We start from the raw sequence: 23,789 nt of genomic DNA on the forward strand, positions 1-23,789 counted from the left end.
GACATGGCACATCATCACGCACCCTCAGGCCCGGTCGGTCCGGCGCCGTTGCCGCATCAGGTCGTCTACACGACGCTGCACTACGACACCCCGTGGTCGTACGAGAGCTATCTGAAAACCGGTGGCTACGCCGCGCTGCGCAAGATCCTCGAAGAGAAGATCGCGCCGGCCGACGTCATCGAGATGGTCAAGGCGTCCAACCTGCGCGGCCGTGGCGGCGCGGGCTTCCCGACCGGCCTGAAGTGGTCGTTCATGCCCAAGGGCACGATGCAGAAGTACATCCTGTGCAACTCGGACGAATCCGAGCCGGGCACCTGCAAGGACCGCGACATCCTGCGTTACAACCCGCACTCGGTGGTGGAGGGCATGGCGATCGCCTGCTATGCCACCGGCTCGACCGTGGGCTACAACTACCTGCGTGGCGAGTTCCACCACGAGCCGTTCGAACACTTCGAGCTGGCGCTGGCCGATGCCTATGCCAACGGCTGGCTGGGCAAGAACATCCTCGGCAGCGGCGTGGATATCGATATCTACGGTGCGCTGGGTGCCGGCGCCTACATCTGCGGCGAAGAAACCGCGCTGATGGAATCGCTGGAAGGCAAGAAGGGCCAGCCGCGCTACAAGCCGCCGTTCCCGGCCAACTTCGGCCTGTACGGCAAGCCGACCACCATCAACAACACCGAGACCTACGCGTCGGTGCCGGCGATCATTCGCAACGGCCCGGAGTGGTTCCTCGGCTTGAGCAAGACCAAGAACGGCGGCCCGAAGATCTTCTCGGTGTCCGGCTGCGTACAGAAGGGCGGCAATTTCGAAGTGCCGCTCGGCACCACCTTCGACGAATTGCTGGAAATGGCCGGTGGCCTGCGTCCGGGTCGCACCCTCAAGGGCGTGGTGCCTGGCGGTGTGTCGATGCCGGTGCTGAAGGCCGACCAGGTTGCCGGCCTGCAGATGGATTACGACACCTTGCGTGCGCTCGGCACCGGTCTGGGTTCTGGCGCCATCGTGGTGCTGGATGACAGCGTGTGCTGCGTGCGCTTCGCCTGCCGCATCTCGCAGTTCTTCCACAAGGAATCCTGCGGCCAGTGCACCCCGTGCCGCGAGGGCACCGGCTGGATGCACCGCGTGCTGGAGCGCATCGTTGCCGGCAAGGCGACGATGGAAGACCTGCATCAGCTGCGTACCGTTGCCGGCCAGATCGAAGGCCACACCATCTGTGCCTTCGGCGAGGCGGCGGCATGGCCGATCCAAGGCTTCCTGCGCCAGTTCTGGGACGAGTTCGAGTACTACATCGTCAACGGTCGTTCGATCGTCGACACGCACGTCGGAGTGGCCGCATGAGCGCCCAACCAGTGAACCCCAACGTGCCACCGGACCATGTCACCGTCGAGATCGACGGGCAGTCCCTGGTGGTGCCGAAGGGTTCGATGATCATCCAGGCGGCCGACAAGGCCGGCATCCCGATCCCGCGCTTCTGCTACCACGAGAAGCTGCCGATCGCGGCCAACTGCCGCATGTGCCTGGTCGATGTCGAGAAATCGCCGAAGCCGTCGCCCGCCTGCGCCACGCCGGTGATGGATGGCATGAAGGTCACCACGCGTAGCGAAAAGGCGCTGAAGTACCAGCGCAGCGTGATGGAGTTCCTGCTGATCAACCATCCGCTGGACTGCCCGATCTGCGATCAGGGCGGCGAGTGCGAACTGCAGGACGTGTCGCTTGGTTACGGCCGTTCGGTCAGCCGCTTCAACGAGCGCAAGCGCGTGGTGCCGGACGAGGACATCGGTCCGCTGGTTGCCACCGAAATGACCCGCTGCATCCAGTGCACCCGTTGCGTGCGTTTCACCGCAGACATTGCCGGCACCTACGAGCTGGGTGGCATGTATCGCGGCGAGAATCTGCAGATCGGCACCTACGACGGCAAGCCGCTGACCACCGAAATCTCCGGCAACGTCATCGACGTCTGCCCGGTCGGCGCGCTGACCAACAAGGTGTTCCAGTTCCGTGCGCGTCCGTGGGAGTTGATGGCGCGCGAGTCGCTCGGCTACCACGATGCGATGGGCTCGAACCTGTTCCTGCACGTGCGTCGCGGCGAAGTGCTGCGCACCGTGCCGCGCGAGAACGAGGCGGTCAACGAATGCTGGCTGTCCGATCGCGACCGCTATTCGCATCAGGGCCTGTACGCCGAAGACCGTGCGGTCAAGCCGCTGAAGAAGGTCAACGGTGAGTGGACCGAGGTGAGCTGGGCCGAAGGCCTGGCCGCCGCGACACAGATCCTGCGCGAAAACGCCGGCGATGCGCTCGGTGTGCTGGTGCATCCGTCCACCTCCAACGAAGAGGGCGCATTGCTCGCGCGTCTGGCCGAGGGGCTGGGCAGCGGCAATCTGGACCACCGTCTGCTCAATCGCGATTTCTCCGACGCCGCAGTGGCCGAAGCCTTCGCCACGCCGCTAGCCGAGATCGAGCGCGCCGATGTGGTGGTGCTGTTCGGCACCAACGTACGTCACGAGCTGCCGTTGCTGCATGCCCGCCTGCGCAAGGCCAGTATCCAGAATGGGACGAAGATCCATTCGGTCAACCCGGTCGATTTCGATTTTGCCTTCACCCAGGCAAGCCGTACGGTCGTTGCGCCGTCGCAGCTGGCCGGTGCCCTGGACGATGCGGCATTGCGCGATGCGGTCAAGGGCGCCACGCGCGCCGTGATCGTGGTCGGCGCACTGGCTGAAAACCATCCGCAGGCTGCCGCATTGCGTGCCGCTGCACGCGAGTTTGCCGCTGCAACCGGTGCCTCGCTGTGCCGCATCCCGCAGGGTGCGAACGCAGTCGGTCTGGTGTCGCAGGGTGTGCTGCCGACCGCACGCGATGTCGCCGGTATGCTGGCGCAGCCGCGCCAGGCCTACGTGCTGTATGGCATCGAGCCGGGTCTGGATTTCGCCGATGCCGCTGCCGCACGCAGCGCCTTGGCGGGTGCCAAGGTGGTCGCCTTCAGCCAGTTCGCCTGTGCGTCGACGCGCGATGTGGCCGATGTGATCCTGCCGATCGGTGCGTTGCCGGAAATCGATGCATCGCTGACCAATCTGGATGGTCGCGTGCAGACCGCACGTGCTGCCGGTCGCCTTCCGGTCGAAGCGCGCGAAGGCTGGCGCGTCCTGCGTGCACTCGGTGGCGAGCTGGGTCTGGCCGGTTTCGAATTCATCGATCTGGTCGGCCTGCGTGCCGGCATGCAGAACCGTCCCATCAGCCCTGTCGCCTCGGCGCAGCCGGCTGCGGGCAGCGACGGGCTGGAAGTTGCCGCCACCGCTGCGATCTATCGCACCGATGCGGTGGTGCGTCGCGCCGCCGCGCTGCAGTCGCATCCGCTCAACATCGCGCCGTGTGTGGCGATGCATCCGGAGCAGGCCGCGCAGTTGCAGGTCGGCGCCGGTCAGATGGTCAAGGTCGGTACCGACGCCGGTAAGGCGACGTTGCCGGTGGTGCTGGACAAGCGCGTCGCACCGGGCACGGTGTGGATCGAATCCGGCCATGGCGCAACCGCGCCGCTCGGTGCCGGTCGTGTAACGGTGGTGGCTGCATGAACGAATTGCTGTTGAACCTGGTCGATCCCCTGCACCAGTGGTTTGTCGGTCTGGGCGATGGCGGCGTGGTGCTGTGGACCGTGCTGAAGATCCTGCTGATCGCCGTGCCGGTGATCGTGTCGGTGGCCTTCTACGTGGTCTGGGAGCGCAAGCTGATCGGCTGGATGCACGTGCGTCACGGGCCGATGTACGTGGGCATGGGCATCTTCCAGGCCTTCGCCGACGTGTTCAAACTCCTGTTCAAGGAGATCGTGCAACCGAGCAGCTCGCACAAGGCGATGTTCGTCATCGCGCCGCTGCTCACGCTGGCGCCGGCCTTCGCGGCCTGGTCGGTGGTGCCGTTCGACGCGCAGCTGGTGCTGTCCAACGCCAACGTGGGTTTGCTGTATCTGCTGGCGATGACCTCGCTGGGCGTGTACGGCATCATCCTGGCCGGCTGGGCGTCCAACTCCAAGTACGCGTTCCTGGGTGCGATGCGCTCGGCCGCGCAGGTGGTCAGCTACGAAATCGCGATGGGCTTCGCGCTGGTCGGCGTGATGATCGCCTCCGGCAGCGTCAACCTGAGCCAGATCGTGTTGGCACAGGGTGGCAATTCGGGCTTCTTCGACTGGTTCCTTATTCCGCTGTTTCCGTTGTTCATCGTGTACTGGGTCTCCGGCGTTGCCGAAACCAACCGCGCGCCGTTCGACGTGGTGGAAGGTGAATCGGAAATCGTCGCCGGCCACATGGTGGAATACTCGGGTGGCGCGTTCGCGCTGTTTTTCCTGGCCGAGTACGCCAACATGATCCTGGTCAGCTTCCTGATCTCGATCTTCTTCCTCGGCGGTTGGTTGAGCCCGATCCAGGGCTGGGTCAATGCGGATATCTCGCCGTGGATCGACTGGTTGTGGAGGGGCGGCTGGCCGTGGCTGCTGATGAAGGTGTTCTTCTTCGCCAGCGCCTACATCTGGTTCCGCGCCAGCTTCCCGCGTTACCGCTACGACCAGATCATGCGTCTGGGCTGGAAGGTCTTCATTCCGCTCACGATCGTGTGGATCGCAGTGACGGCGTTGATGGTGTTTTACGGCGTGATCCAGAAGGGCGTGTAATTGATGAACAAGATCACCCATTACTTCAAGAGCCTGTTGCTGCTCGAACTGCTCGGCGGTTTGTGGCTGACGTTGAAATACACGTTCAAGCCCAAGTACACCGTGCTGTATCCGATGGAGAAGTTCCCGCAATCGCCGCGTTTCCGTGGCCTGCACGCATTGCGTCGCTATCCCAACGGCGAAGAGCGCTGCATCGCCTGCAAGCTGTGCGAAGCGGTGTGCCCGGCGCTGGCGATCACCATCGACTCGGCCAAGCGCGAGGACGGCAGCCGCCGCACCACGCGCTACGACATCGATCTGTTCAAGTGCATCTTCTGCGGCTTCTGCGAAGAAAGCTGCCCGGTGGACTCGATCGTCGAGACGCATATCCTCGAGTACCACTTCGAGAAGCGTGGCGAAAACATTGTCAACAAGCCGCAGCTGCTGGCGATCGGAGACCGGTTCGAAACCGAGATCGCCGAGCGTCGCGCTGCCGATGCCGCCTTCCGTTGAGGTCATGATGGACTGGGTCACTATTGCTTTTTACGCCTTCTCCGCCGTCGCGGTCGTGTCCGCCGGTGCGGTGATCAGCGTGCGCAACCCGGTGTACGCCGTGTTGTGCCTGATCCTCACCTTCTTCTCGATGGCATGCATCTGGTTGCTGGTCGGCGCCGAGTTCCTCGGCGTGACGCTGGTGCTAGTCTACGTCGGCGCGGTGATGGTGCTGTTCCTGTTCGTGGTGATGATGCTGGACATCGACACCAGCCGCCTGCGCGAGGGCTGGGTCAAGTACATGCCGCTCGGTGTGATCGTGGCGGTGGCCATGCTCGCGCAGATGGTCACCTTGATCGGAGTCAAGGCGCGTAGCGTCACGCCGTTCCCGGCAGACAACGCAGCGGCGCAGGCCGCCGACGTGTCGAACCTGACCTGGCTGGCCAAGACTCTCTACACCCAGTTCCTGCTGCCGTTCGAGTTCGCCGCGGTGATCCTGACCGTGGCCGTGGTGGCCGCGGTGATGCTGGCCCTGCGCAAGCGCACCGGCATCAAGCACCAGAACGCGGGCGAACAGTCGCGGGTGAAGGCGGGCGATCGTCTGCGCATCGTCAAAATGGCGGTTGAAAAGCCGGTACAGGTCGCGCCGAAGCTGGATGCGGCCGACGGACAGGAGGCGAAGTCTTGATTACCTTGGGCCACCTGCTGGGACTGGGCGCGGTGCTGTTCTGCATCTCCCTGGCCGGCATCTTCCTCAACCGCAAGAACGTCATCGTGCTGCTGATGTCGATCGAGCTGATGCTGCTGTCGGTCAACGTCAACTTCATTGCGTTCTCGCGCGAGCTTGGCGACCCCGCCGGTCAGCTGTTCGTGTTCTTCATCCTGACCGTTGCCGCCGCGGAGGCTGCGATCGGCCTTGCGATCCTGGTGACTCTGTTCCGCACGCGCCGCACGATCAATGTGGCCGAAGTCGATACGTTGAAGGGCTGACCTGTAGATGGAAATCACTCTCTCCAAGAGTCTGCTGATCGCGGTGGTGCTTGCGCCGCTGGTCGGCAGCATCATCGCCGGCCTGTTCGGTCGCCAGGTAGGGCGCAAGGGCGCGCAATACGTCACCATCCTGGGCGTGGCGGTCAGCTGCGTGCTGTCGTGCCTGACGCTGTATCAGCTGGTGGAGCAGGGTGCCAGCCCGTTCAACCAGAACCTCTACACCTTCTTTGACGTCGGTAACTACTCGGCGCATGTCGGCTTCATGGTCGACCGCCTGACCGCGATGATGATGGTGGTGGTGACTTTCGTGTCGTTGCTGGTGCACATCTACACCATCGGCTACATGGAAGAAGATCCGGGCTACCAGCGCTTCTTCAGCTACATCTCGTTGTTCACCTTCTCCATGCTCACGCTGGTGATGAGCAACAACTTCCTGCAGCTGTTCTTCGGCTGGGAAGCGGTGGGTCTGGTGTCCTACCTGTTGATCGGTTTCTGGTTCAAGCGCCCGACCGCCGTGTTCGCCAACATGAAGGCGTTCCTGGTCAATCGCGTCGGCGACTTCGGCTTCATTCTCGGCATCGCTGGTGTGCTGCTGTGGTTCGGCTCGCTGGATTACTCCACCGTGTTCGCCAACGCGACCACCATGGCCGGTGCCAAGGTGCAGCTGTTCGCTGGTCATGAGTGGAGCGTGATGACGCTGATCTGCATCTGCCTGTTCATTGGCGCGATGGGCAAGTCGGCGCAGGTGCCGCTGCACGTGTGGCTGCCGGACTCGATGGAAGGCCCGACGCCGATCTCGGCACTGATCCATGCCGCCACGATGGTGACCGCCGGCATCTTCATGGTGGCGCGTATGTCGCCGCTGTTCGAGCTGTCGGAAACCGCGTTGAACTTCATCCTGTTCATCGGTGCGACCACGGCCTTCTTCACCGGCCTGATCGGCATCGTGCAGAACGACATCAAGCGCGTGGTGGCGTATTCCACGCTGTCGCAGCTGGGCTACATGACCGTGGCGCTGGGCGTGTCGGCGTATTCGGCCGCCGTGTTCCACCTGATGACGCATGCCTTCTTCAAGGCGCTGCTGTTCCTGGCGGCCGGTTCGGTCATCATCGGCATGCACCACGAGCAGGACATGCGCAAGATGGGCGGCCTGCGCAAGTACATGAAGGTGACCTACTGGACCAGCGTGATCGGTACCCTGGCGCTGGTCGGTACGCCGTTCTTCTCCGGCTTCTACTCCAAGGACACCATCATCGAGGCAGCCGCACACCATGCCCACGAGTCGCATAGCTGGATCGCGACCTATGGCTACTGGGCAGTGCTCGGCGGCGTGCTGGTGACCAGCTTCTACAGCTTCCGCCTGCTGTTCCTGACCTTCCACGGCAAGGAACGTTTCCGCGATGCCCATGCGCACGATGTGCATGCACACCACGACAGCGCGCACACCGATGCCGAGGCGCAGGTCCACGCGCACGACAGTCATGCGCACGACGCACATGCACACGAGACGCACGGCCACGACGACCACGGTCATGGTCACCATGGTGCCCACGAGCCGCACGAATCCACGTGGGTGGTGACGCTGCCGTTGATCCTGCTGGCGATTCCGTCGGTGGCGATCGGTTTCTTCACCATCGGTCCGATGCTGTTCGGCACCGATTGGCAGGGCCACCACGCCGCACATGCGCTCAAGGGGCAGGCCGTGTCGTTCTTCACCGGCATCGTCGATTTCTACGATCCTGCGCGTGACACCGTCGGCGCACTGGCCGAAGAGTTCCATGGCCCGGTCGCCTTCGCGCTGCATGGCATGATGGCGGCACCGTTCTTCCTGACGGTCGCCGGCCTGCTGCTGGCTGCGCTGTTCTATCTGTGGAAGCCGGAACTGGCCACCAAGTCGCGCAAGACGTTCGCGCCCATCGTGTGGCTGCTGGAAAACAAGTACGGCTTCGACAAGCTCTGGATCAATGGCTTCGCCGGTGGCGGCGTGGTCCTTGGCAAGGCATCACGTGCCATCGATACCCATGTGGTCGACGGTGTCGTCGTCAATGGTTCTGCCCGACTGATCGACCTGGCTGCAAATCTGCTGCGTCGCACGCAATCCGGTTTCCTCTATCACTACGCCTTCGCAATGATCATCGGTTTGATCGCCTTGTTGGCGGTACTGATGCATTTCTGGCGTTGACCTGTACGGAATAAGAAAACGTGTCGAACTGGCCTTTACTGTCTATCTTGATCTGGCTGCCGATTATCGGCGGCGCCTTGATCCTTGCGTTGCGCAACGCCGAGACTGCCCGCTGGGCATCGTTGGCGGTGGCGGTGGCGACCTTTGTGCTGAGTCTGCCGCTGCTGGGCTACGACACCGCCAATGACGCCCTGCAGTTCATCGAACTGCATGCCTGGATCCCGGCCTACAACATCGGCTACAACCTGGGCGTGGACGGCATCGCGGTCGCGTTGATCGTGCTGACCACGCTGGTGACGGTGCTGGCCCTGATCGGCGCCTGGCGCTCGATCGACAAGCGCGTCAATCAGTACGTCGCCGCCTTCCTGATCCTGGAAGGCGTCACGGTCGGCATCTTTGCCGCGACCGACGCGATGCTGTTCTACGTCTTCTTCGAAGCCATGCTGATCCCGATGTTCCTGATCATCGGCGTCTGGGGCGGTCCGCGGCGCATCTACGCGGCGATGAAGTTCTTCCTGTACACCTTCCTCGGCTCGGTGCTGATGCTGGTGGGCCTGGTGTACCTGTACCTGAAGGGCGGCAGCTTCCAGCTGGCAGATCTGTACGCGCTGCAGCTGACCGCCAAGGAGCAGACCTGGATCTTCTTCGCCTTCCTGATCGCGTTTGCGGTCAAGGTGCCGATGTTCCCAGTGCACACCTGGCTGCCGGACGCGCACGTCGAAGCGCCGACCGCCGGTTCGGTGTTCCTTGCTGCGATCGCGTTGAAGATCGGTGGCTACGGCTTCCTGCGCTTCAACCTGCCGATCGTGCCGGATGCCAGCCACGAGTTCGCCTGGCTGGTGATCGCGCTGTCGCTGATCGCCGTGGTCTACGTCGGTCTGGTGGCCCTGGTGCAGGACGACATGAAGAAGCTGGTGGCGTATTCGTCCATCGCGCACATGGGCTTTGTCACCCTCGGCACCTTCATTGCCTTTACCCTGGTGCGTGAGTACGGCAGCACCGACGCCGCCCGCCTGGGCCTGCAGGGCGCAATGGTGCAGATGATTTCGCACGGCTTCGTGTCCGGTGCGATGTTCTCCTGCATCGGCGTGCTGTACGACCGCATGCATACCCGCCGCATCGCCGATTACGGCGGCGTGGTCAACGTGATGCCGTGGTTCGCGACGTTCTCCATGCTGTTCTTCATGGCCAATGCCGGCCTGCCGGGTACCAGTGGTTTCGTCGGCGAGTTCATGGTGATCCTGGCCAGCTTCCAGAAGCATCCGCTGGTTGCCTTCGCCGCCGCCACCACGCTGGTGATCACCGCCGCATACACGCTGTGGCTGTACAAGCGCGTGTTCTTCGGCGAAGTGGCCAACGCACACGTGGCCGAGCTGAAGGACATCAATGGCCGCGAAGCATTCGTGCTGGGGGTGTTCGCCGTTGGCGTGCTGGCCCTGGGCCTGTATCCGAAGCCGCTGACCGATCTGATGGAACCATCGATCGCCAAGCTGGCTACCCAGATTGCCGCGACCAAGCTGTAACAGCTTGCCGTACGTTTTGATTTCCAGGATTTGATGATGACCACGCCAACGCTCGCGCCGTTGACCACCGCTGACCTGGCTCCGCTTGTTCCGGAGCTGGTGCTGATCGGCGGCGCCTTTGCACTGCTGATGCTCGACCTGTTCGTGAGCCAGCGGAACAAGGTCTGGACCCACCTGTTTTCCGTCGCCGTGCTCGCGGTGGTGTTCGCGCTGTTGGCGACCGGTACGGGCGGGCAGGGCGAGATCTTCCACGGCATGTTCGTGCGCGACACCGCGGCCGACGTGATGAAGACGGTGATCGTGCTGGTCAGCGGCCTGAGCCTGGTCTACGGCTGGACCTACCTGCGCGAACGCAATCTCTACCAGGGCGAGATCCCGGTGCTGGTGTTGTTCGCCACCGCCGGCATGATGCTGCTGACCTCGGCGGGCAGCCTGTTGATGGTGTACCTGGGCCTGGAACTGCTCGCGCTGTGCTCGTATGCGCTGGTCGCTTCCAACCGCGACAACGGCCTGGCCACCGAAGCGGCGATGAAGTACTTCGTGCTGGGTTCGCTGGCCTCGGGCCTGCTGCTGTACGGCATGTCGCTGGTCTACGGCGCCACCGGTACGCTGAGCCTGAGCGGCATCCACGACGCGATCGCAGGCTCCAACGAGCGCACGCTGCTGCTGACCGGCACCATCTTCATGATCGCCGGCGTGGCCTTCAAGCTGGGTGCCGCCCCGTTCCACATGTGGTTGCCTGACGTGTACCAGGGCGCGCCTGCGCCGATCGCCTTGTTCATCAGCTCTGCGCCCAAGCTTGCCGCCTTCGGTATGGCGTACCGCCTGCTCGAGGTCGGCATGGGGCCGCTGTCGCCGCAGTGGCATCTGTTGATCGGTGGCCTGTCGGCGGTGTCGCTGGTGATCGGCAACCTGATGGCGATCGCGCAGAGCAATCTCAAGCGCATGCTGGCGTACTCGACCGTCTCGCACATCGGCTTCCTGTTGATGGGCGTGGCCGGCGGTGGCGAGGAAGGCTATGCCGCGGCGATGTTCTATGCGGTGAGCTATACCATCATGTCGACCGCGGCGTTCGGTGCGATCATCGCGTTGTCGCGCAACGGCTTCGAAGCCGAGAACATCGACGACTTCAAGGGGCTCAATGCGCGTAATCCGTGGATGGCCGGCCTGGTGCTGTGCATCATGGCCTCGCTTGCGGGCATCCCCCCGTTCCTGGGTTTCTGGACCAAGCTGGCAGTGCTCGGCGCTGCGGTGAATGGCGACATGCTGTGGCTGGCCCTGGTCGGCGTGCTCTGCGCGGTGATCGGCGCGTTCTACTATCTGCGCGTCATCAAGGTCATGTACTTCGATGAGCCGGTGGGCGAGCCGTTGCCGGCCAACAACGACCGTGTACTGGGTACCGTGCTGGGCGTCAACGCGCTTGCGTTGCTTGCGCTGGGCCTGGCCTGGAGCCCGATCATGGTGTGGTGCCAGCGTGCTTTTGCAGGCATCGCCTGAGTCACGCGTCCTTGCATGACTTCGCGGCGCGTGCGCCACACGCGCCGTCGATAGAGGACTGAAATAAAGCCGTGATTGCTGTTTCGTTTTTGTTGCAATGCGGTTATCATTTGCCGCGACGTTGGAGGCCCCCAGGGTTTTCAATCGATGAAAAACTAGGGCTTGCAATTGCCGCTCAAGTTCTTCATAATTCCGCTTCTGCTGCGGGGTGGAGCAGTCTGGCAGCTCGTCGGGCTCATAACCCGAAGGTCGCAGGTTCAAATCCTGCCCCCGCTACCAAGTTTTGAAGTACTGCTTTAATGCGATGCCTTAGGGCAGTCCTTCAGCTTCTTGGATCGCAAAGACGCATGTTCCCGTCTTTGCGCCGGCCCTGAGAGGTCGGGCTTTTTTCACGCAAGGGGCCCATCGGGCCCCTTGTTTTTTCCGGAACCGGAAAGTTTGCTGCCGGTTGCCGGGGGGTCTACTGGCAATCATCTGATCAGGGCAGTCTGTGAGCGAAAAAGCGACCGAAATCGCGAATCTGCTGAGTCCAACGGTTGAGTCCCTGGGCTTGGAGCTGCTGGGTGTGGAATATCTTCCCGCTCCAGGTGGCGCCACGTTGCGCCTGTACATTGATGTGCCGCTGGCCGAACAGCCCGAGCGTGTGATCAACGTCGACGACTGCGAGCGCGTGAGCCGCGAAGTCTCGGCCCAGCTCGACGTCGAAGACCCCATCACCGGCAACTACACGCTCGAAGTGTCCTCGCCGGGTGTGGACCGTCCGTTGTTCACGCTGGAGCAGTTCGGCCGTCACGTTGGCGAGTCCGCCAAGATCGTGCTGAAGCTGGCGCAGGATGGCCGGCGCCGCTTCCAGGGCCAGATCGTGCGGATCGAGGCCGCGGCGGACGCGGTGGTGTTCGCCGTCGACGGCAAGGATGTGCAGGTCGGCTTCGACAACATCGACAAGGCACGCATCCTGCCGGATTGGGTCGCTCTGGGCCTGGCCCCGCAAAAACCGAACAAGCCCGGCCCGAAAAAACCCGGGCACGAGAAGAAGAAACCATCCAACGAGTCGGCGGCTGGCAAGCCGCGCGCGGAGTGACGAAATGAGCAAGGAACTTTTGCTGGTAGTGGATGCGGTGGCCAACGAGAAGGGCGTGCCGCGCGAAGTGATCTTCGATGCGATCGAGGCCGCGCTGGCTTCCGCAGCGAAGAAGCGCTATCCCGACCAGGACGTGCTGGCACGCGTCACCATCGATCACAAGGACGGTACCTATGAAACCTACCGTCGTTGGGAAGTGGTTGCCGACGACGTGGTGATGGAATCCCCGGATCGCCAGATGCGTCTGATGGATGCCGTCGACGAAGCCGACGGCGTCGAGGTGGGCGACTACATCGAAGAACAGATCGAGAACCCGGACTTCGGCCGTATCGCGGCGCAGGCTGCCAAGCAGGTGATCGTGCAGCGTGTGCGCGAGGCCGAGCGTCAGCAGGTGGTCGATGCCTGGAAGGACCGTGTCGGCGAGTTGATCACCGGTGTGGTCAAGCGCGCCGAGCGCGGCAACATCTTCGTCGACCTGGGCGGCAATGCCGAAGCCTTCATTCCCAAGGACAAGGGCATTCCGCGCGATGTGCTGCGCCCGGGCGACCGCGTGCGCGGCTATCTGGCCGAAGTGCGTTCCGAGCCACGTGGCCCGCAGCTGTTCATCAGCCGCGCCGCGCCGGAATTCATGATCGAGCTGTTCAAGCTGGAAGTGCCGGAAGTGGGCCAGGGCCTGGTCGAGATCAAGGCCTGCGCACGCGATCCGGGCGACCGCGCCAAGATCGCGGTGATCGCGCACGACACCCGCACCGATCCGATCGGCGCGTGCATCGGCATGCGTGGTTCGCGTGTGCAGGCGGTGTCCAACGAGCTCAATGGCGAGCGCGTGGACATCGTGCTGTGGAACGAGAACCCGGCCAACTTCGTCATCAATGCGATGGCGCCGGCCGAAGTGCAGTCGATCATCGTCGATGAAGACAAGCACTCGATGGATCTGGCCGTGGCGGAAGACCGCCTGGCCCAGGCGATCGGCAAGGGCGGCCAGAACGTGCGTCTGGCCAGCCGCCTGACCGGCTGGCAGCTCAACGTGATGACCGCCGACCAGGTGGCCGCCAAGTCCGAAGCCGAGCAGACCTCCGCGCGCCAGTTGTTCATGGATCGCCTGGAAGTGGACGAGGAAATCGCAGCGATCCTGGTGACCGAAGGCTTCAACACGGTCGAAGAAATCGCCTATGTGCCGGTCGGCGAGTTGCTGGCGGTGGAAGGCTTCGACGAAGACATCGTCGAAGAGTTGCGCGCCCGTGCCCGCGATGCGTTGCTCAACGCCGCGTTGGCAGAAGAAGAAGGCCTGGAAGGAACTCAGCCCACCGAGGACCTGCTGGCGCTGGAGGGGATGGACGAGGAAACGGCCTTTGCCCTGGCCGAGCATGGCGTGCGCACCAGCGAGGACTTGTCCGACCTGGCAGCGGACGAGATCGTCGACTTCGGCATCGAGGGTCTGACCCAGGAGCGCGCCGCGGCGCTGATCCTGGCGGCCCGCGCCGAGGAGATCGCCCGTTTGGAGCGCGGCGAATGAGCCGGCAATGAACCGCGCCCTGACCCCATCAGGGCTTAGAATCAGCGTTTCCCTTGCTCTGGGCGAGGGGGCGCCAACCAGATCATAGGATCCGAATGTCGCAGCAAACCACCATCCGCAAGCTTGCCGAACTGGTCAATACGCCGGTCGATAGACTGCTGGTTCAACTGGCCGAGGCCGGAATGAAGTTCAGCGGTCCCGATCAGGTCGTGACCAGCACCGAGAAGATGAAACTGCTTGGCTTCCTGCGTCGCACGCATGGCAAGGCCGAGACGCCCGCCGAAGCGGCGAGCGAAGCAGCCAAGAAGATCACGCTCAACCGGCGCAAGCTGCAGGAAGTCACGGTCAGCGCCGGCCGCACCAAGACCACGGTCAACGTGGAGGTGCGGCAGAAGCGCACCTATGTGAAGTCCGAGAACGAAGGTGGCGGCCGTGCCGCGCCGATGACGCCGGACGAGGAGCGCGCCGACATCCTGGCCAAGCTTGCCGCCTCGCGTCAGCGCAATCTCGACGAGCAGCAGGCGCTGGCCGAAAGCGACCGCCTGCGCGACGAAGCGATCCAGCGCAAGCGTGAAGAAGAGCAGGCCGCCAAAGACCGTGCAGAAGCCGAGCGCAAGGCTGCCGAGGAAGCCGCTGCGGCTGCCAGTGCGCCGGCGCCGGTGGCTGCCGCCCCCGCACCGCCTGCCGCGCGCCCGTCCTCGTCGCCGTCTGCGCCGCGTCCGGCCCGCCCGGCTGGCGCATCGCCGGCATCGCGTCCGGCCACGCCGGCGCGTCCGGACGACCGCTCCAATGCGGCCAAGCACAAGACGCGCGGTTCGCACGTCATGGTGGCCGGGGTCGAGGACGACGACGCGACCAAGCGCTTCGCCGGGCAGTTGCATCTGTCCGCGGCCGATCGTGCGCGCCGCTCCAACGTGCGCGGCAAGCCGACCGGTCGTCCGGGTTCGTCGTCCTCGCGCCGCGGCAACGACAACGGCCGTGGCGGCAACCAGGGCAACAGTGGTCCGCACGGGTTCGAGCGTCCCACCGCACCGGTGGTGCGCGAAGTGGCGATCGGCGAGACCATCACCGTGGCCGACCTGGCGCAGAAGCTCGCGCTCAAGGGCGGCGACGTGGTCAAGGCGCTGTTCAAGATGGGCGTCATGGCGACCATCACCCAGAGCATCGACCATGACACCGCCGCGCTGGTGACCGAAGAACTCGGCCACAAGGCGGTGCGTGCCGACAATGCCGACTTCGAGGACGCGCTGCTGGCGCATGCCGAGGACGCGCAGGGCGATGCCACGCCGCGTCCGCCGGTGGTGACCATCATGGGTCACGTCGATCACGGCAAGACCTCGCTGCTGGATTACATCCGTCGCACCAAGATCGCCTCGGGCGAGGCCGGTGGCATCACCCAGCACATCGGTGCGTACCACGTCGAAACCGGCCGTGGCGTCATCAGCTTCCTGGATACGCCCGGCCATGCCGCGTTTACCTCGATGCGTGCCCGCGGCGCCAAGATCACCGACATCGTGGTGCTGGTGGTTGCGGCCGATGACGGCGTGATGCCGCAGACCAAGGAAGCGGTGGCGCATGCCAAGGCGGCGGGCGTTCCGTTGATCGTGGCGGTGAACAAGATCGACAAGGCCGGTGCGGATCCGCTGCGGGTCAAGAACGAGCTGCTGGCCGAAAACGTGGTGGCCGAAGAGTTCGGCGGCGATACCCAGTTCATCGAAGTGTCGGCCAAGCTCGGTACCGGTGTGGACACGCTGCTGGACGCGATCTCGCTGCAGGCCGAGGTGCTCGAGCTCAAGGCAGTGGCCGAGGGCCGCGCCAGCGGTACCGTGATCGAATCCTCGCTGGACAAGGGTCGCGGCCCGGTGGCCACGGTGCTGGTGCAGCAGGGCGCGCTGAAGCGTGGCGATTACCTGGTGTGCGGCATCCAGTACGGGCGTGTGCGTGCGCTGTTCGACGAGACCGGCCACCAGCCGGCCTCGGCCGGCCCGTCGATCCCGGTGCAGGTGCTCGGCCTGTCCGGCGTGCCGGAAGCCGGCGACGACTTCGTGGTCGTCGACGACGAGCGTCTGGCCAAGGACGTGGCGCAGCAGCGCGAAACCAGGCGTCGCGAGTCGCGTCTGGTGGCCTCGGCCAGCAACCGCATGGAAGACATCCTGGCCCAGATGGGCAAGGGCGAAGGCCAGCAGGTGCTGAACCTGGTGATCAAGGCCGATGTGCAGGGCTCGGTGGAAGCGCTCAAGCAGTCGCTGGTGGCGTTGTCCAACGACGACATCCGCATCAACGTGATCCACTCCGGCGTGGGCGGCATCACCGAATCCGATGCGAATTCGGCAGCCGCCTCCAAGGCCACGATCATCGGCTTCAACGTGCGCGCGGACGCATCGGCGCGCAAGATCGTCGAGTCCAACGGTATCGATCTGCGTTATTTCTCGATCATCTATGACGTGATCGACCAGGTGAAGCAGGTGGCGTCCGGTCTGCTCGGCGTGGAAATCCGCGAAGAGATCATCGGTATCGCGCAGGTCCGCGACGTATTCCGCAGCTCCAAGTTCGGCGCGGTTGCGGGCTGCATGGTCATCGAAGGCGTGGTGAAGCGCAGCAAGCCGATCCGCGTGCTCCGCGACAGCGTCGTGGTGTTCGAGGGCGAACTGGAATCGCTGCGTCGCTTCAAGGAAAACGTCGAGGAAGTGCGCAACGGGACCGAGTGCGGTATCGGCGTGAAGGCCTACAACGACGTCAAGGCCGGCGATCAGATCGAGTGCTTCGAGCGTATCGAAGTCGCCCGTACGCTGTAACGGCTGACGGGGCCCCCGCGCTGTAACGGCTGAGGGGCCCCGGACTTCGCCAGGCGGAGTTGCAACGCGAGTTCTGCAAGGCGAGGGCGGCATGGCCGCCCGCGTCCGTTTTTGGCTTCGGTGCCAACTGGCCCTCCGAATCAACCAGGTCCACGACCATGCCAACCAAATCATTCCATCGCACCGACCGCGTGTCGGCGCAGGTGCGTCGCGACCTCGGCACGATCGTGCACGCGGCCGTGCGCGACCACGGCCTGCCGTCGGTCAGCGTGTCCGACGTCGAAATCAGCCGCGACCTGGCGCATGCCAAGGTGTTCGTCACCGCACTGCAGCAGGAACGTTCGGCCGAAGCGGTCAAGGGGCTCAAGGAAATCGCCGGTCAGTTGCGCACGCAACTGGCACGCGCGATGAAGCTGCGCCACGTGCCCGAGCTGCATTTCCATTACGACGATTCGGTCGACCGCGGCGAGCGTATCGACAACCTGCTGCGTGACCTGGACGATGTCGGTCCCGAGGCCGCGTCCAGCGACGAGGACGCCGAGCAGCGCTGAGCGCTGCCGGCCGGCCGCCTGTCGATCAGCGGCCCTGATTTCAACGGGCGCGCACAGTGCCCGATTCGAGCACCGATCTGTTGAAACCCCGTATCGTCTATCGCCCGTTGCACGGCATCCTGTTGCTCGACAAGCCGGCGGGAGTCAGCTCCAACACGGCCTTGCAGTCCGCGCGCCGTTTGTTGCGTGCCGAAAAGGGCGGCCACACCGGCAGCCTGGATCCGCTGGCCACCGGCTTGCTGCCGCTGTGTCTGGGCGAGGCCACCAAGATTGCCGGCCTGCTGCTCGGTTCGGCCAAGGCCTACGACGCCGAGATCGTGCTGGGTGTCACCACCGATACCGACGATGCCGATGGCCAGGTGTTGCGCGAGCGTGCGGTGCCGGCACTGGGCGAAGACGCGCTGCGTGCAGCGCTGACGCCCTTTATCGGGCGCATCCGGCAACAGGCGCCGATCTATTCCGCGCTCAAGCAGGGCGGCGAGCCGCTGTACGCCAAGGCGCGCCGTGGCGAGGTGATCGAGGCGCCGGTGCGCGAGGTCGAGGTGCATGCGATCGATGTGCTCGGTTACGCCGCGCCGCGGCTGCAGTTGCGGGTGACCTGCGGCTCGGGCACCTATATCCGCAGCCTGGCGCGCGATCTGGGCGAGGTGCTCGGCTGCGGTGCGCATATCGTCTCGCTGCGCCGGCTCTGGGTGGAGCCGTTTCGCGTGCCGCAGATGATCACGCTGGAAGCGCTGTCGGCAGCCCTGGAAGCGGGCACCGACGCGCAGGCGCTGTTGCTGCCGATCGAGGCCGGACTGGCCGATTTTGCGCGGATCGTGCTTGATGCGGCGCATGCGGCGCGTTTTCGCATGGGCCAGCGCCTACGCGATGCCGCATTTCCGACCGGCCAGGTGGCCGTGTTCGGACCCGACGGAATTCCCTCAGGGCTAGGCCTGGTGGACGCGGAGGGGCGTTTGTCGCCGCAGCGATTGTTCAATGGACTGAACCAAGCGGTAGCTTGTTAAGGTTTAGTCAACTTGTTCCCTGGGCCGTGCGACGGTACAATTTCGCGGCCCTGATCGGGGCACCTCAGCGCCAAGCGCGCTCATCCCAAGCAAACGGCGAGTCCGGCGGTGCGTCATGCACGTTCCTGTCGACCACGCATCTATCGAGTAAACATCATGTCCGTCGACACCCAGAAAGTTATTGAAGACAACAAGCGCAGCGCCCAGGACACCGGTTCGCCGGAAGTGCAGGTCGCCCTGCTGACCGCGCGCATCGAGCTGCTGACCGGCCACTTCAAGACCCACAAGAAGGATCACCACAGCCGTCGTGGCCTGCTGCAGATGGTCAACCGTCGCCGCAGCCTGCTCGACTACCTGAAGAAGAAGGACAACGAGCGTTACAAGTCCTTGATCGAGAAGCTCGGCCTGCGCCGCTAATCGAGTCACACCGCCGCGGCGCAGCGATGCGCCGCGGCTTTGTTTTGGTCATTCGCATCACGTTATCTGCAGCATGCAGTTCATGGGCCGGAGCCTCCCGGCCGCCCGTTCTCGGCATGGGTCGACGACGGTCCAACGAAGACAGCAACACCTAAGGGAAAAAACCTCCGTGGCAAAAATCACCAAAACCTTCCAGTACGGCAAGCACACCGTCACCCTGGAGACGGGCGAAATCGCTCGCCAGGCAGGCGGCGCCGTCATCGTCAAGTTCGACGACACCGTACTGCTGGTCACCGCCGTCGCCGCCAAGAGCGCGCGCGAAGGGCAGGACTTTTTTCCTCTGACGGTCGATTATCAGGAGAAGTTCTACGCCGGCGGCCGCATCCCGGGCGGCTTCTTCAAGCGCGAAGGACGTGCGACCGAGAAGGAAACGTTGATCTCGCGCCTGATCGATCGCCCGATCCGTCCGCTGTTCCCGGAGGACTACAAGAACGAAGTGCAGATCATCGCCACCGTGATGTCGATGAACCCGGACATCGACGGCGATATCGCCGCGCTGATCGGCGCATCGGCCGCGCTGTCGCTGGCCGGCACCCCGTTCAATGGCCCGATCGCTGCGGCGAAGGTCGGTTACAAGAATGGCGAATACATCCTCAACCCGACCGTGACCGAGCTGAAGGATTCGCAGCTGGAGCTGGTCGTGGCCGGTACCGCCAATGCGGTGTTGATGGTCGAGTCCGAAGCCGAGTTGCTCTCGGAAGAAGTGATGCTGGGCGCAGTGACGTTCGGCCATCGCGAGATGCAGAAGGTCATCAACATCATCAACGAGCTGACCGTCGAAGCCGGCACCAAGCCGTCCGACTGGGTGGCTCCGGCCAAGAACGACGGCATGATCGCCGCACTGAAGGAAGCGGTGGGCGACCAGCTCGCGTCGGCGTTCCAGGTGCGCGACAAGCTGCAGCGCCGCGACGCGATTTCGGCGATCAAGAAGGACGTGCTGGGTGCGCTGGCACCGCGCGCCACGATCGAAGGCTGGGCTGCCGGTGACCTGTCCAAGGAATTCGGCGAGCTGGAATACCAGACCATGCGCGGCTCGGTGCTGAGCACCAAGGTGCGTATCGACGGCCGTGCCCTGGATACCGTGCGTCCGATCAGCGCCAAGGCCGGCGTGCTGCCGCGTACCCACGGCTCGGCGCTGTTCACCCGCGGCGAGACCCAGGCGATCGTGATCACCACGCTCGGCACTGCACGCGACGGTCAGGTCATCGACGCCGTTTCGGGCGAGTACAAAGAGAACTTCCTGTTCCATTACAACTTCCCTCCGTACTCGGTGGGCGAGTGCGGTCGTTTCGGCGCGCCGAAGCGTCGCGAGATCGGCCACGGTCGTCTGGCCAAGCGCGGCGTGCTGGCGGTGATGCCGAGCCTGGAAGAATTCCCGTACACCATCCGCGTGGTCTCGGAAATCACCGAGTCCAACGGTTCGTCGTCGATGGCATCGGTCTGCGGCAGCTCGCTGGCGCTGATGGACGCCGGTGTGCCGATCAAGGCGCCGGTCGCGGGTATCGCGATGGGCCTGGTCAAGGAAGGCAACGACTTCGTGGTGCTGTCGGACATCCTGGGTGACGAAGATCACCTCGGCGACATGGACTTCAAGGTGGCCGGTACTGCCGAAGGCGTGTCCGCACTGCAGATGGACATCAAGATCGAAGGCATCACCGAAGAGATCATGAAGCAGGCATTGCAGCAGGCCAAGGCCGGCCGTCTGCACATCCTCGGCGAGATGGCGCATGCGCTGACCACCCCGCGTCAGGAACTGAGCGACTACGCGCCGCGTCTGCTGACGATCAAGATCCACCCGGACAAGATCCGCGAAGTGATCGGCAAGGGCGGCTCGACCATCCAGGCCATCACCAAGGAAACCGGTACGCAGATCGACATCCAGGACGACGGCACGATCATCATCGCCTCGGTCAATGCGATTGCCGCGCAAGCTGCGAAGTCGCGCATCGAGCAGATCACCTCGGACGTGGAGCCGGGCCGCATCTACGAAGGCAAGGTCGCCAAGATCATGGACTTCGGTGCGTTCGTCACCATCCTGCCGGGCAAGGACGGCCTGGTGCACGTCTCGCAGATCTCCAGCGAGCGCGTGGAAAAGGTCGGCGACAAGCTGAAGGAAGGCGATCTGGTCCGCGTCAAGGTGCTGGAAGTGGACAAGCAGGGCCGTATCCGTCTGTCGATCAAGGCAGTGGAAGAAGGCGAGGGTGTTCCGCCGTCGGCCGAGTAATCGCCGCTGGTTGATGCGTCACGAAAAAGCGGGCTTCGGCCCGCTTTTTTGTTGGGTGTTCGGCAAGGGCGCCTGACTTGATCCTCCTCCTGCGGAAGAAGCTGCCCCGCAGGGGCGGATGAGGGTGCGTGCGAAGCCTCGTATGGTCGAACCTTGGCCAGGGTTTCGCTCCCGTCCCCTCAGCCCAGCCCCTCTCCCGGCGGGAGAGGGGCCTTGATTCCTTCTCCTGCGGGAGAAGGTACCCCGCAGGGGCGGATGAGGGCACGGGCGAAGCCTCGTATGCTCGAACCTTGGGCAAGGCTTCGCTCCCGTCCCCTCACCAGGGGCCTTGATTCCTTCTCCTGCGGGAGAGAGGGGCTTGATCCCTTCTCCTGCGGGAGAAGGTGCCCCGCAGGGGCGGATGAGGGCACGCGCGAAGCCTCGTATGGTCGAACCTTGGGCAGGGCTTCGCTCCCGTCCCCTCACCCCAACCCCTCTCCCGGCGGGAGAGAGGCTTTGAGCCTTGCTCACCCAGGCTGCTGGGTTGGCGCGGGCTGCGTTTGCGGACGCGGCGGCACCACGCGCGGGAAACCCGGCGGCATCGTCTGGTCCGTGGGCAAGGTGGTCGGCGGAGGCAGCGGCTCGGCCGGCAGCGGTGCGCTCATCGCCGCATCCGGGCGCAGTTTCAACAGGGCCGCCCAGTCGCGTCGATTGAAGTCGCAGAGTTCTTCGTGCGCCGGCGTGCACTCGCTGGCGATGCCCAGGCCATCTTCGCTCTGGTCCTGGCTGGCGTCGGACTGCGGCGTCGGTAATACCATGCGGCCGGCGCGGTCCAGCGGCATCTTGCGCATCATCACCGTATTGAACACATTGCCGCCGATCAGATACACGGTGCGATCGCCACCGACGCTGGCGGCGATCACCACGTCGCAATGCGATTGCCACGGCATCGGCGCGCTGCCGCCAAGCCCGGCCTTGAGGCCGGCGTAGCCGAGCGCAGCACTACGCCCGCGCAACAGGCACAGCAGATCGCCGGGAGCGGGTTTCTCCACCGCCGGGTCGGTGAACCGGTACGGGCCGCTGGCGCCATCGTTGTAGGCGCTGCGGATGTAGTCCAGATGGCGTGCAGAACGATGAAAGCCGCTCAAGCCGGCCTGCGTCATCACCCAGGAAATGAAGGCAGCGGACCACGGGTTGTCGATCAGGAACGCGCGGCAATCGCTGGCGGTGTAGCGCGTGCCATCCAGTGCAGCGCAACTCGATGCGCCGGGGCGGCCGCCCATCGATGCCAGCGTGCCGCTGTCGCGCCAGTAGCCGGCCACGCGCTGCCAGGCGACCATGCCGTGGTCGGCCAGATAGCCCGATTCGGCCTCAGTCACGCCAAGGCTGGCCAGACGGCCCTTGGCATCGATAAACGGGCGTTGCCACAGGCGATGCTCGTTGCAGGCGGCACGCACGATGGCGATTGCTGCAGGGCTGGTGCCGAAGCGTGGTGGCACATCGCAGACTTCCGCGGCGGCCGCGGCGCCGCCCCATGCGGCCAACACCAGACAGAGCCACGGCCAAGGTTTTACAGTCATCGCAGATCCTGCACAGAACAATCGCAGCAGGCTGACAGAGCCGGCTGCGGGCACACGTGAAATCAGTGCGGCGGCGGGCCGAGTTTGAGCGACAGATCGACCGCGTGCACATGCTTGGTGAGCCCGCCGATGGAGATGCAATCCACCCCATCGGCCGCAATGGCGGCAATGCCGGCCAGATCCACGCTGCCGGAGACTTCCAGCGGAATGCGTTGTTCGCGCGGCAGGGCGGCAACGATGCGCACCGCGTCGCGGCGCATCGCCGGGTCGAAATCGTCGATCAGGATGCGCGTGCAGCCGACCTGCAAGGCCTCGCGCAGCTGCTCCAGCGTTTCCACCTCGACCACCAGCGGCAACTGCGGTTGCTGCGCACGAGCGGCATGCACGGCGGCGCTCAGCGAGTCGGCGGCGCGGAGATGGTTTTCCTTGAGCATCACGGTATCGAACAGGCCGATGCGGTGATTGTCGCCACCGCCGCAGCGCACCGCGTATTTCTGCGCGGCGCGCAGGCCCGGCAGCGTCTTGCGCGTATCCAGGATGCGCGTGCCGGTGCCGGCCACCGCAGCCACGTAGGCAGCGGTGGCGGTCGCGGTGGCCGACAGCGTCTGCATGAAGTTGAGCGAGGTGCGCTCGGCGCTGACCAGGCTGCGGCTGCGGCCCTGCAGCAGCGCCAGCACCGTGCCGGCGGTGACGTGCTGGCCTTCGTGCACCTGCCAGTCGATCCGCACCTGCGGATCGAGCGCGCGGTGCGTGGCGTCGAACCACGGCCGCCCGGCGATCACGGCGTCCTGCTTGCACAGCAGGTACGCGCTGTCGGCCTGATTGGGCAATAGCGCCGCGGTCACATCGCCGCTGCCGATGTCCTCGGCCAGCGCGCGTGCCACATCGGCGTCCACCAGCGCGGCCGGCGGAGCCTCCGGCACGGTGGTGCGAACGGAAGGAGTCACTTTTCGGGGAAGTCGGCGATCTGCGCGGTGCCGATGGCTTCTTCGGCCAGCAGCACCGGGATGCCATCGTCGACGCGGAAGATCTGCTTGCGGTCGCGCGTGATCAGCGCCTCGCGCAGCGGCTGCGTCTGCGTGGTGCCGTCGGCACGTTGCAGGGTTCCGCCGGCGATGGCGGTGTTGAGTGCCTCCAGGCCCTTGCCGTCGAGCAGCGAAAGCGGCTGGCGGGTGTCGGGCGAGCACAGCAGGTCGAGCAGTTTGCGATCCATCGAAGTCTTGTCTTGCGTGGAGATTGGCTAGAATACGTCTTTACCG

19 protein-coding genes and 1 tRNA gene are annotated in these 23,789 nt (G+C 64.4%); 17 read left to right on the forward strand and 3 right to left on the reverse strand.

The features are described 5' to 3' along the window. Positions 1–3 precede the first annotated feature (3 nt). From nuoF to pnp, 17 genes are all read left to right on the forward strand, one after another. Positions 4–1,338 (forward strand): NADH-quinone oxidoreductase subunit NuoF, encoded by a 1,335-nt coding sequence (gene nuoF, locus XarbCFBP7408_RS07090; RefSeq protein WP_104562348.1) that lies wholly within the window; start codon positions 4–6, stop codon positions 1,336–1,338. Beyond that, positions 1,335–3,569, forward strand: a complete 2,235-nt coding sequence (gene nuoG / locus XarbCFBP7408_RS07095; RefSeq protein ID WP_104562349.1) for an NADH-quinone oxidoreductase subunit NuoG — start codon at positions 1,335–1,337, stop codon at positions 3,567–3,569. Before nuoF ends, nuoG begins: the two co-directional genes overlap by 4 nt. Continuing rightward, positions 3,566–4,657, forward strand: a complete 1,092-nt coding sequence (gene nuoH / locus XarbCFBP7408_RS07100; protein ID WP_104562350.1) for an NADH-quinone oxidoreductase subunit NuoH — start codon at positions 3,566–3,568, stop codon at positions 4,655–4,657. The genes nuoG and nuoH overlap by 4 nt, the downstream gene beginning before the upstream one ends. Before the next feature lie 3 nt (positions 4,658–4,660). Beyond that, entirely contained in the window at positions 4,661–5,149 is a 489-nt protein-coding gene (nuoI, locus tag XarbCFBP7408_RS07105) for an NADH-quinone oxidoreductase subunit NuoI (RefSeq protein ID WP_002810206.1), read from the forward strand. A 4-nt stretch (positions 5,150–5,153) separates the two neighbouring features. After that, complete coding sequence (locus XarbCFBP7408_RS07110; protein ID WP_181106734.1) at positions 5,154–5,816, forward strand: NADH-quinone oxidoreductase subunit J; 663 nt, start codon at positions 5,154–5,156, stop codon at positions 5,814–5,816. Beyond that, positions 5,813–6,118 (forward strand): NADH-quinone oxidoreductase subunit NuoK, encoded by a 306-nt coding sequence (gene nuoK / locus XarbCFBP7408_RS07115; protein WP_006450557.1) that lies wholly within the window; start codon positions 5,813–5,815, stop codon positions 6,116–6,118. Before XarbCFBP7408_RS07110 ends, nuoK begins: the two co-directional genes overlap by 4 nt. A gap of 7 nt (positions 6,119–6,125) precedes the next feature. Next, positions 6,126–8,300, forward strand: a complete 2,175-nt coding sequence (gene nuoL, locus XarbCFBP7408_RS07120; protein WP_104562351.1) for an NADH-quinone oxidoreductase subunit L — start codon at positions 6,126–6,128, stop codon at positions 8,298–8,300. 20 nt (positions 8,301–8,320) lie between these two features. Continuing rightward, positions 8,321–9,823 carry an NADH-quinone oxidoreductase subunit M gene (locus tag XarbCFBP7408_RS07125; protein WP_104562352.1) on the forward strand — a complete coding sequence of 501 codons (1,503 nt, stop codon included), beginning with the start codon at positions 8,321–8,323 and terminating at the stop codon, positions 9,821–9,823. 36 nt (positions 9,824–9,859) lie between these two features. Next, positions 9,860–11,320: an NADH-quinone oxidoreductase subunit NuoN gene (gene nuoN, locus XarbCFBP7408_RS07130; protein ID WP_104562383.1), complete on the forward strand. Its 1,461-nt coding sequence runs from the start codon at positions 9,860–9,862 to the stop codon at positions 11,318–11,320. Between the two features lie 202 nt (positions 11,321–11,522). Next, positions 11,523–11,599, forward strand: a tRNA-Met gene (locus XarbCFBP7408_RS07135). 211 nt (positions 11,600–11,810) lie between these two features. Then, on the forward strand, positions 11,811–12,401 hold the full coding sequence (rimP, locus tag XarbCFBP7408_RS07140; RefSeq protein ID WP_104562353.1) for a ribosome maturation factor RimP: 591 nt from the start codon (positions 11,811–11,813) through the stop codon (positions 12,399–12,401). Positions 12,402–12,405: 4 nt separating this feature from the next. Further along, on the forward strand, positions 12,406–13,917 hold the full coding sequence (nusA, locus tag XarbCFBP7408_RS07145; protein ID WP_104562354.1) for a transcription termination factor NusA: 1,512 nt from the start codon (positions 12,406–12,408) through the stop codon (positions 13,915–13,917). A gap of 95 nt (positions 13,918–14,012) precedes the next feature. Next, the gene (gene infB / locus XarbCFBP7408_RS07150) at positions 14,013–16,712 is read left to right on the forward strand and encodes a translation initiation factor IF-2 (protein WP_181106730.1); all 2,700 of its coding nucleotides are present in this window, start codon (positions 14,013–14,015) and stop codon (positions 16,710–16,712) included. A 158-nt stretch (positions 16,713–16,870) separates the two neighbouring features. Then, the gene (rbfA, locus tag XarbCFBP7408_RS07155; RefSeq protein WP_024937968.1) at positions 16,871–17,263 is read left to right on the forward strand and encodes a 30S ribosome-binding factor RbfA; all 393 of its coding nucleotides are present in this window, start codon (positions 16,871–16,873) and stop codon (positions 17,261–17,263) included. Between the two features lie 80 nt (positions 17,264–17,343). Further along, on the forward strand, positions 17,344–18,270 hold the full coding sequence (truB, locus tag XarbCFBP7408_RS07160; RefSeq protein ID WP_104562384.1) for a tRNA pseudouridine(55) synthase TruB: 927 nt from the start codon (positions 17,344–17,346) through the stop codon (positions 18,268–18,270). Positions 18,271–18,426: 156 nt separating this feature from the next. Beyond that, positions 18,427–18,687, forward strand: coding sequence for a 30S ribosomal protein S15 (gene rpsO / locus XarbCFBP7408_RS07165; RefSeq protein ID WP_003485583.1), 261 nt, complete (start codon positions 18,427–18,429; stop codon positions 18,685–18,687). Positions 18,688–18,856: 169 nt separating this feature from the next. Beyond that, a complete protein-coding gene (gene pnp, locus XarbCFBP7408_RS07170) occupies positions 18,857–20,971 on the forward strand; it encodes a polyribonucleotide nucleotidyltransferase (RefSeq protein ID WP_104562356.1) in 2,115 nt (704 codons plus the stop codon). A 506-nt stretch (positions 20,972–21,477) separates the two neighbouring features. On the opposite strand, the gene XarbCFBP7408_RS07175 is transcribed toward pnp, so the two are convergent. From XarbCFBP7408_RS07175 to XarbCFBP7408_RS07185, 3 genes are all read right to left on the reverse strand, one after another. Then, positions 21,478–22,530 (reverse strand): DUF2272 domain-containing protein, encoded by a 1,053-nt coding sequence (locus XarbCFBP7408_RS07175; protein ID WP_181106732.1) that lies wholly within the window; start codon positions 22,528–22,530, stop codon positions 21,478–21,480. Between the two features lie 62 nt (positions 22,531–22,592). Beyond that, entirely contained in the window at positions 22,593–23,477 is an 885-nt protein-coding gene (gene nadC, locus XarbCFBP7408_RS07180) for a carboxylating nicotinate-nucleotide diphosphorylase (RefSeq protein ID WP_104562358.1), read from the reverse strand. Continuing rightward, positions 23,474–23,743 carry a Trm112 family protein gene (locus tag XarbCFBP7408_RS07185; protein WP_104562359.1) on the reverse strand — a complete coding sequence of 90 codons (270 nt, stop codon included), beginning with the start codon at positions 23,741–23,743 and terminating at the stop codon, positions 23,474–23,476. The genes nadC and XarbCFBP7408_RS07185 overlap by 4 nt, the downstream gene beginning before the upstream one ends. Positions 23,744–23,789: the final 46 nt, after the last annotated feature.

It is taken from the genome of Xanthomonas arboricola pv. guizotiae, assembly GCF_002940205.1.
Lineage (GTDB): Bacteria > Pseudomonadota > Gammaproteobacteria > Xanthomonadales > Xanthomonadaceae > Xanthomonas > Xanthomonas arboricola_C.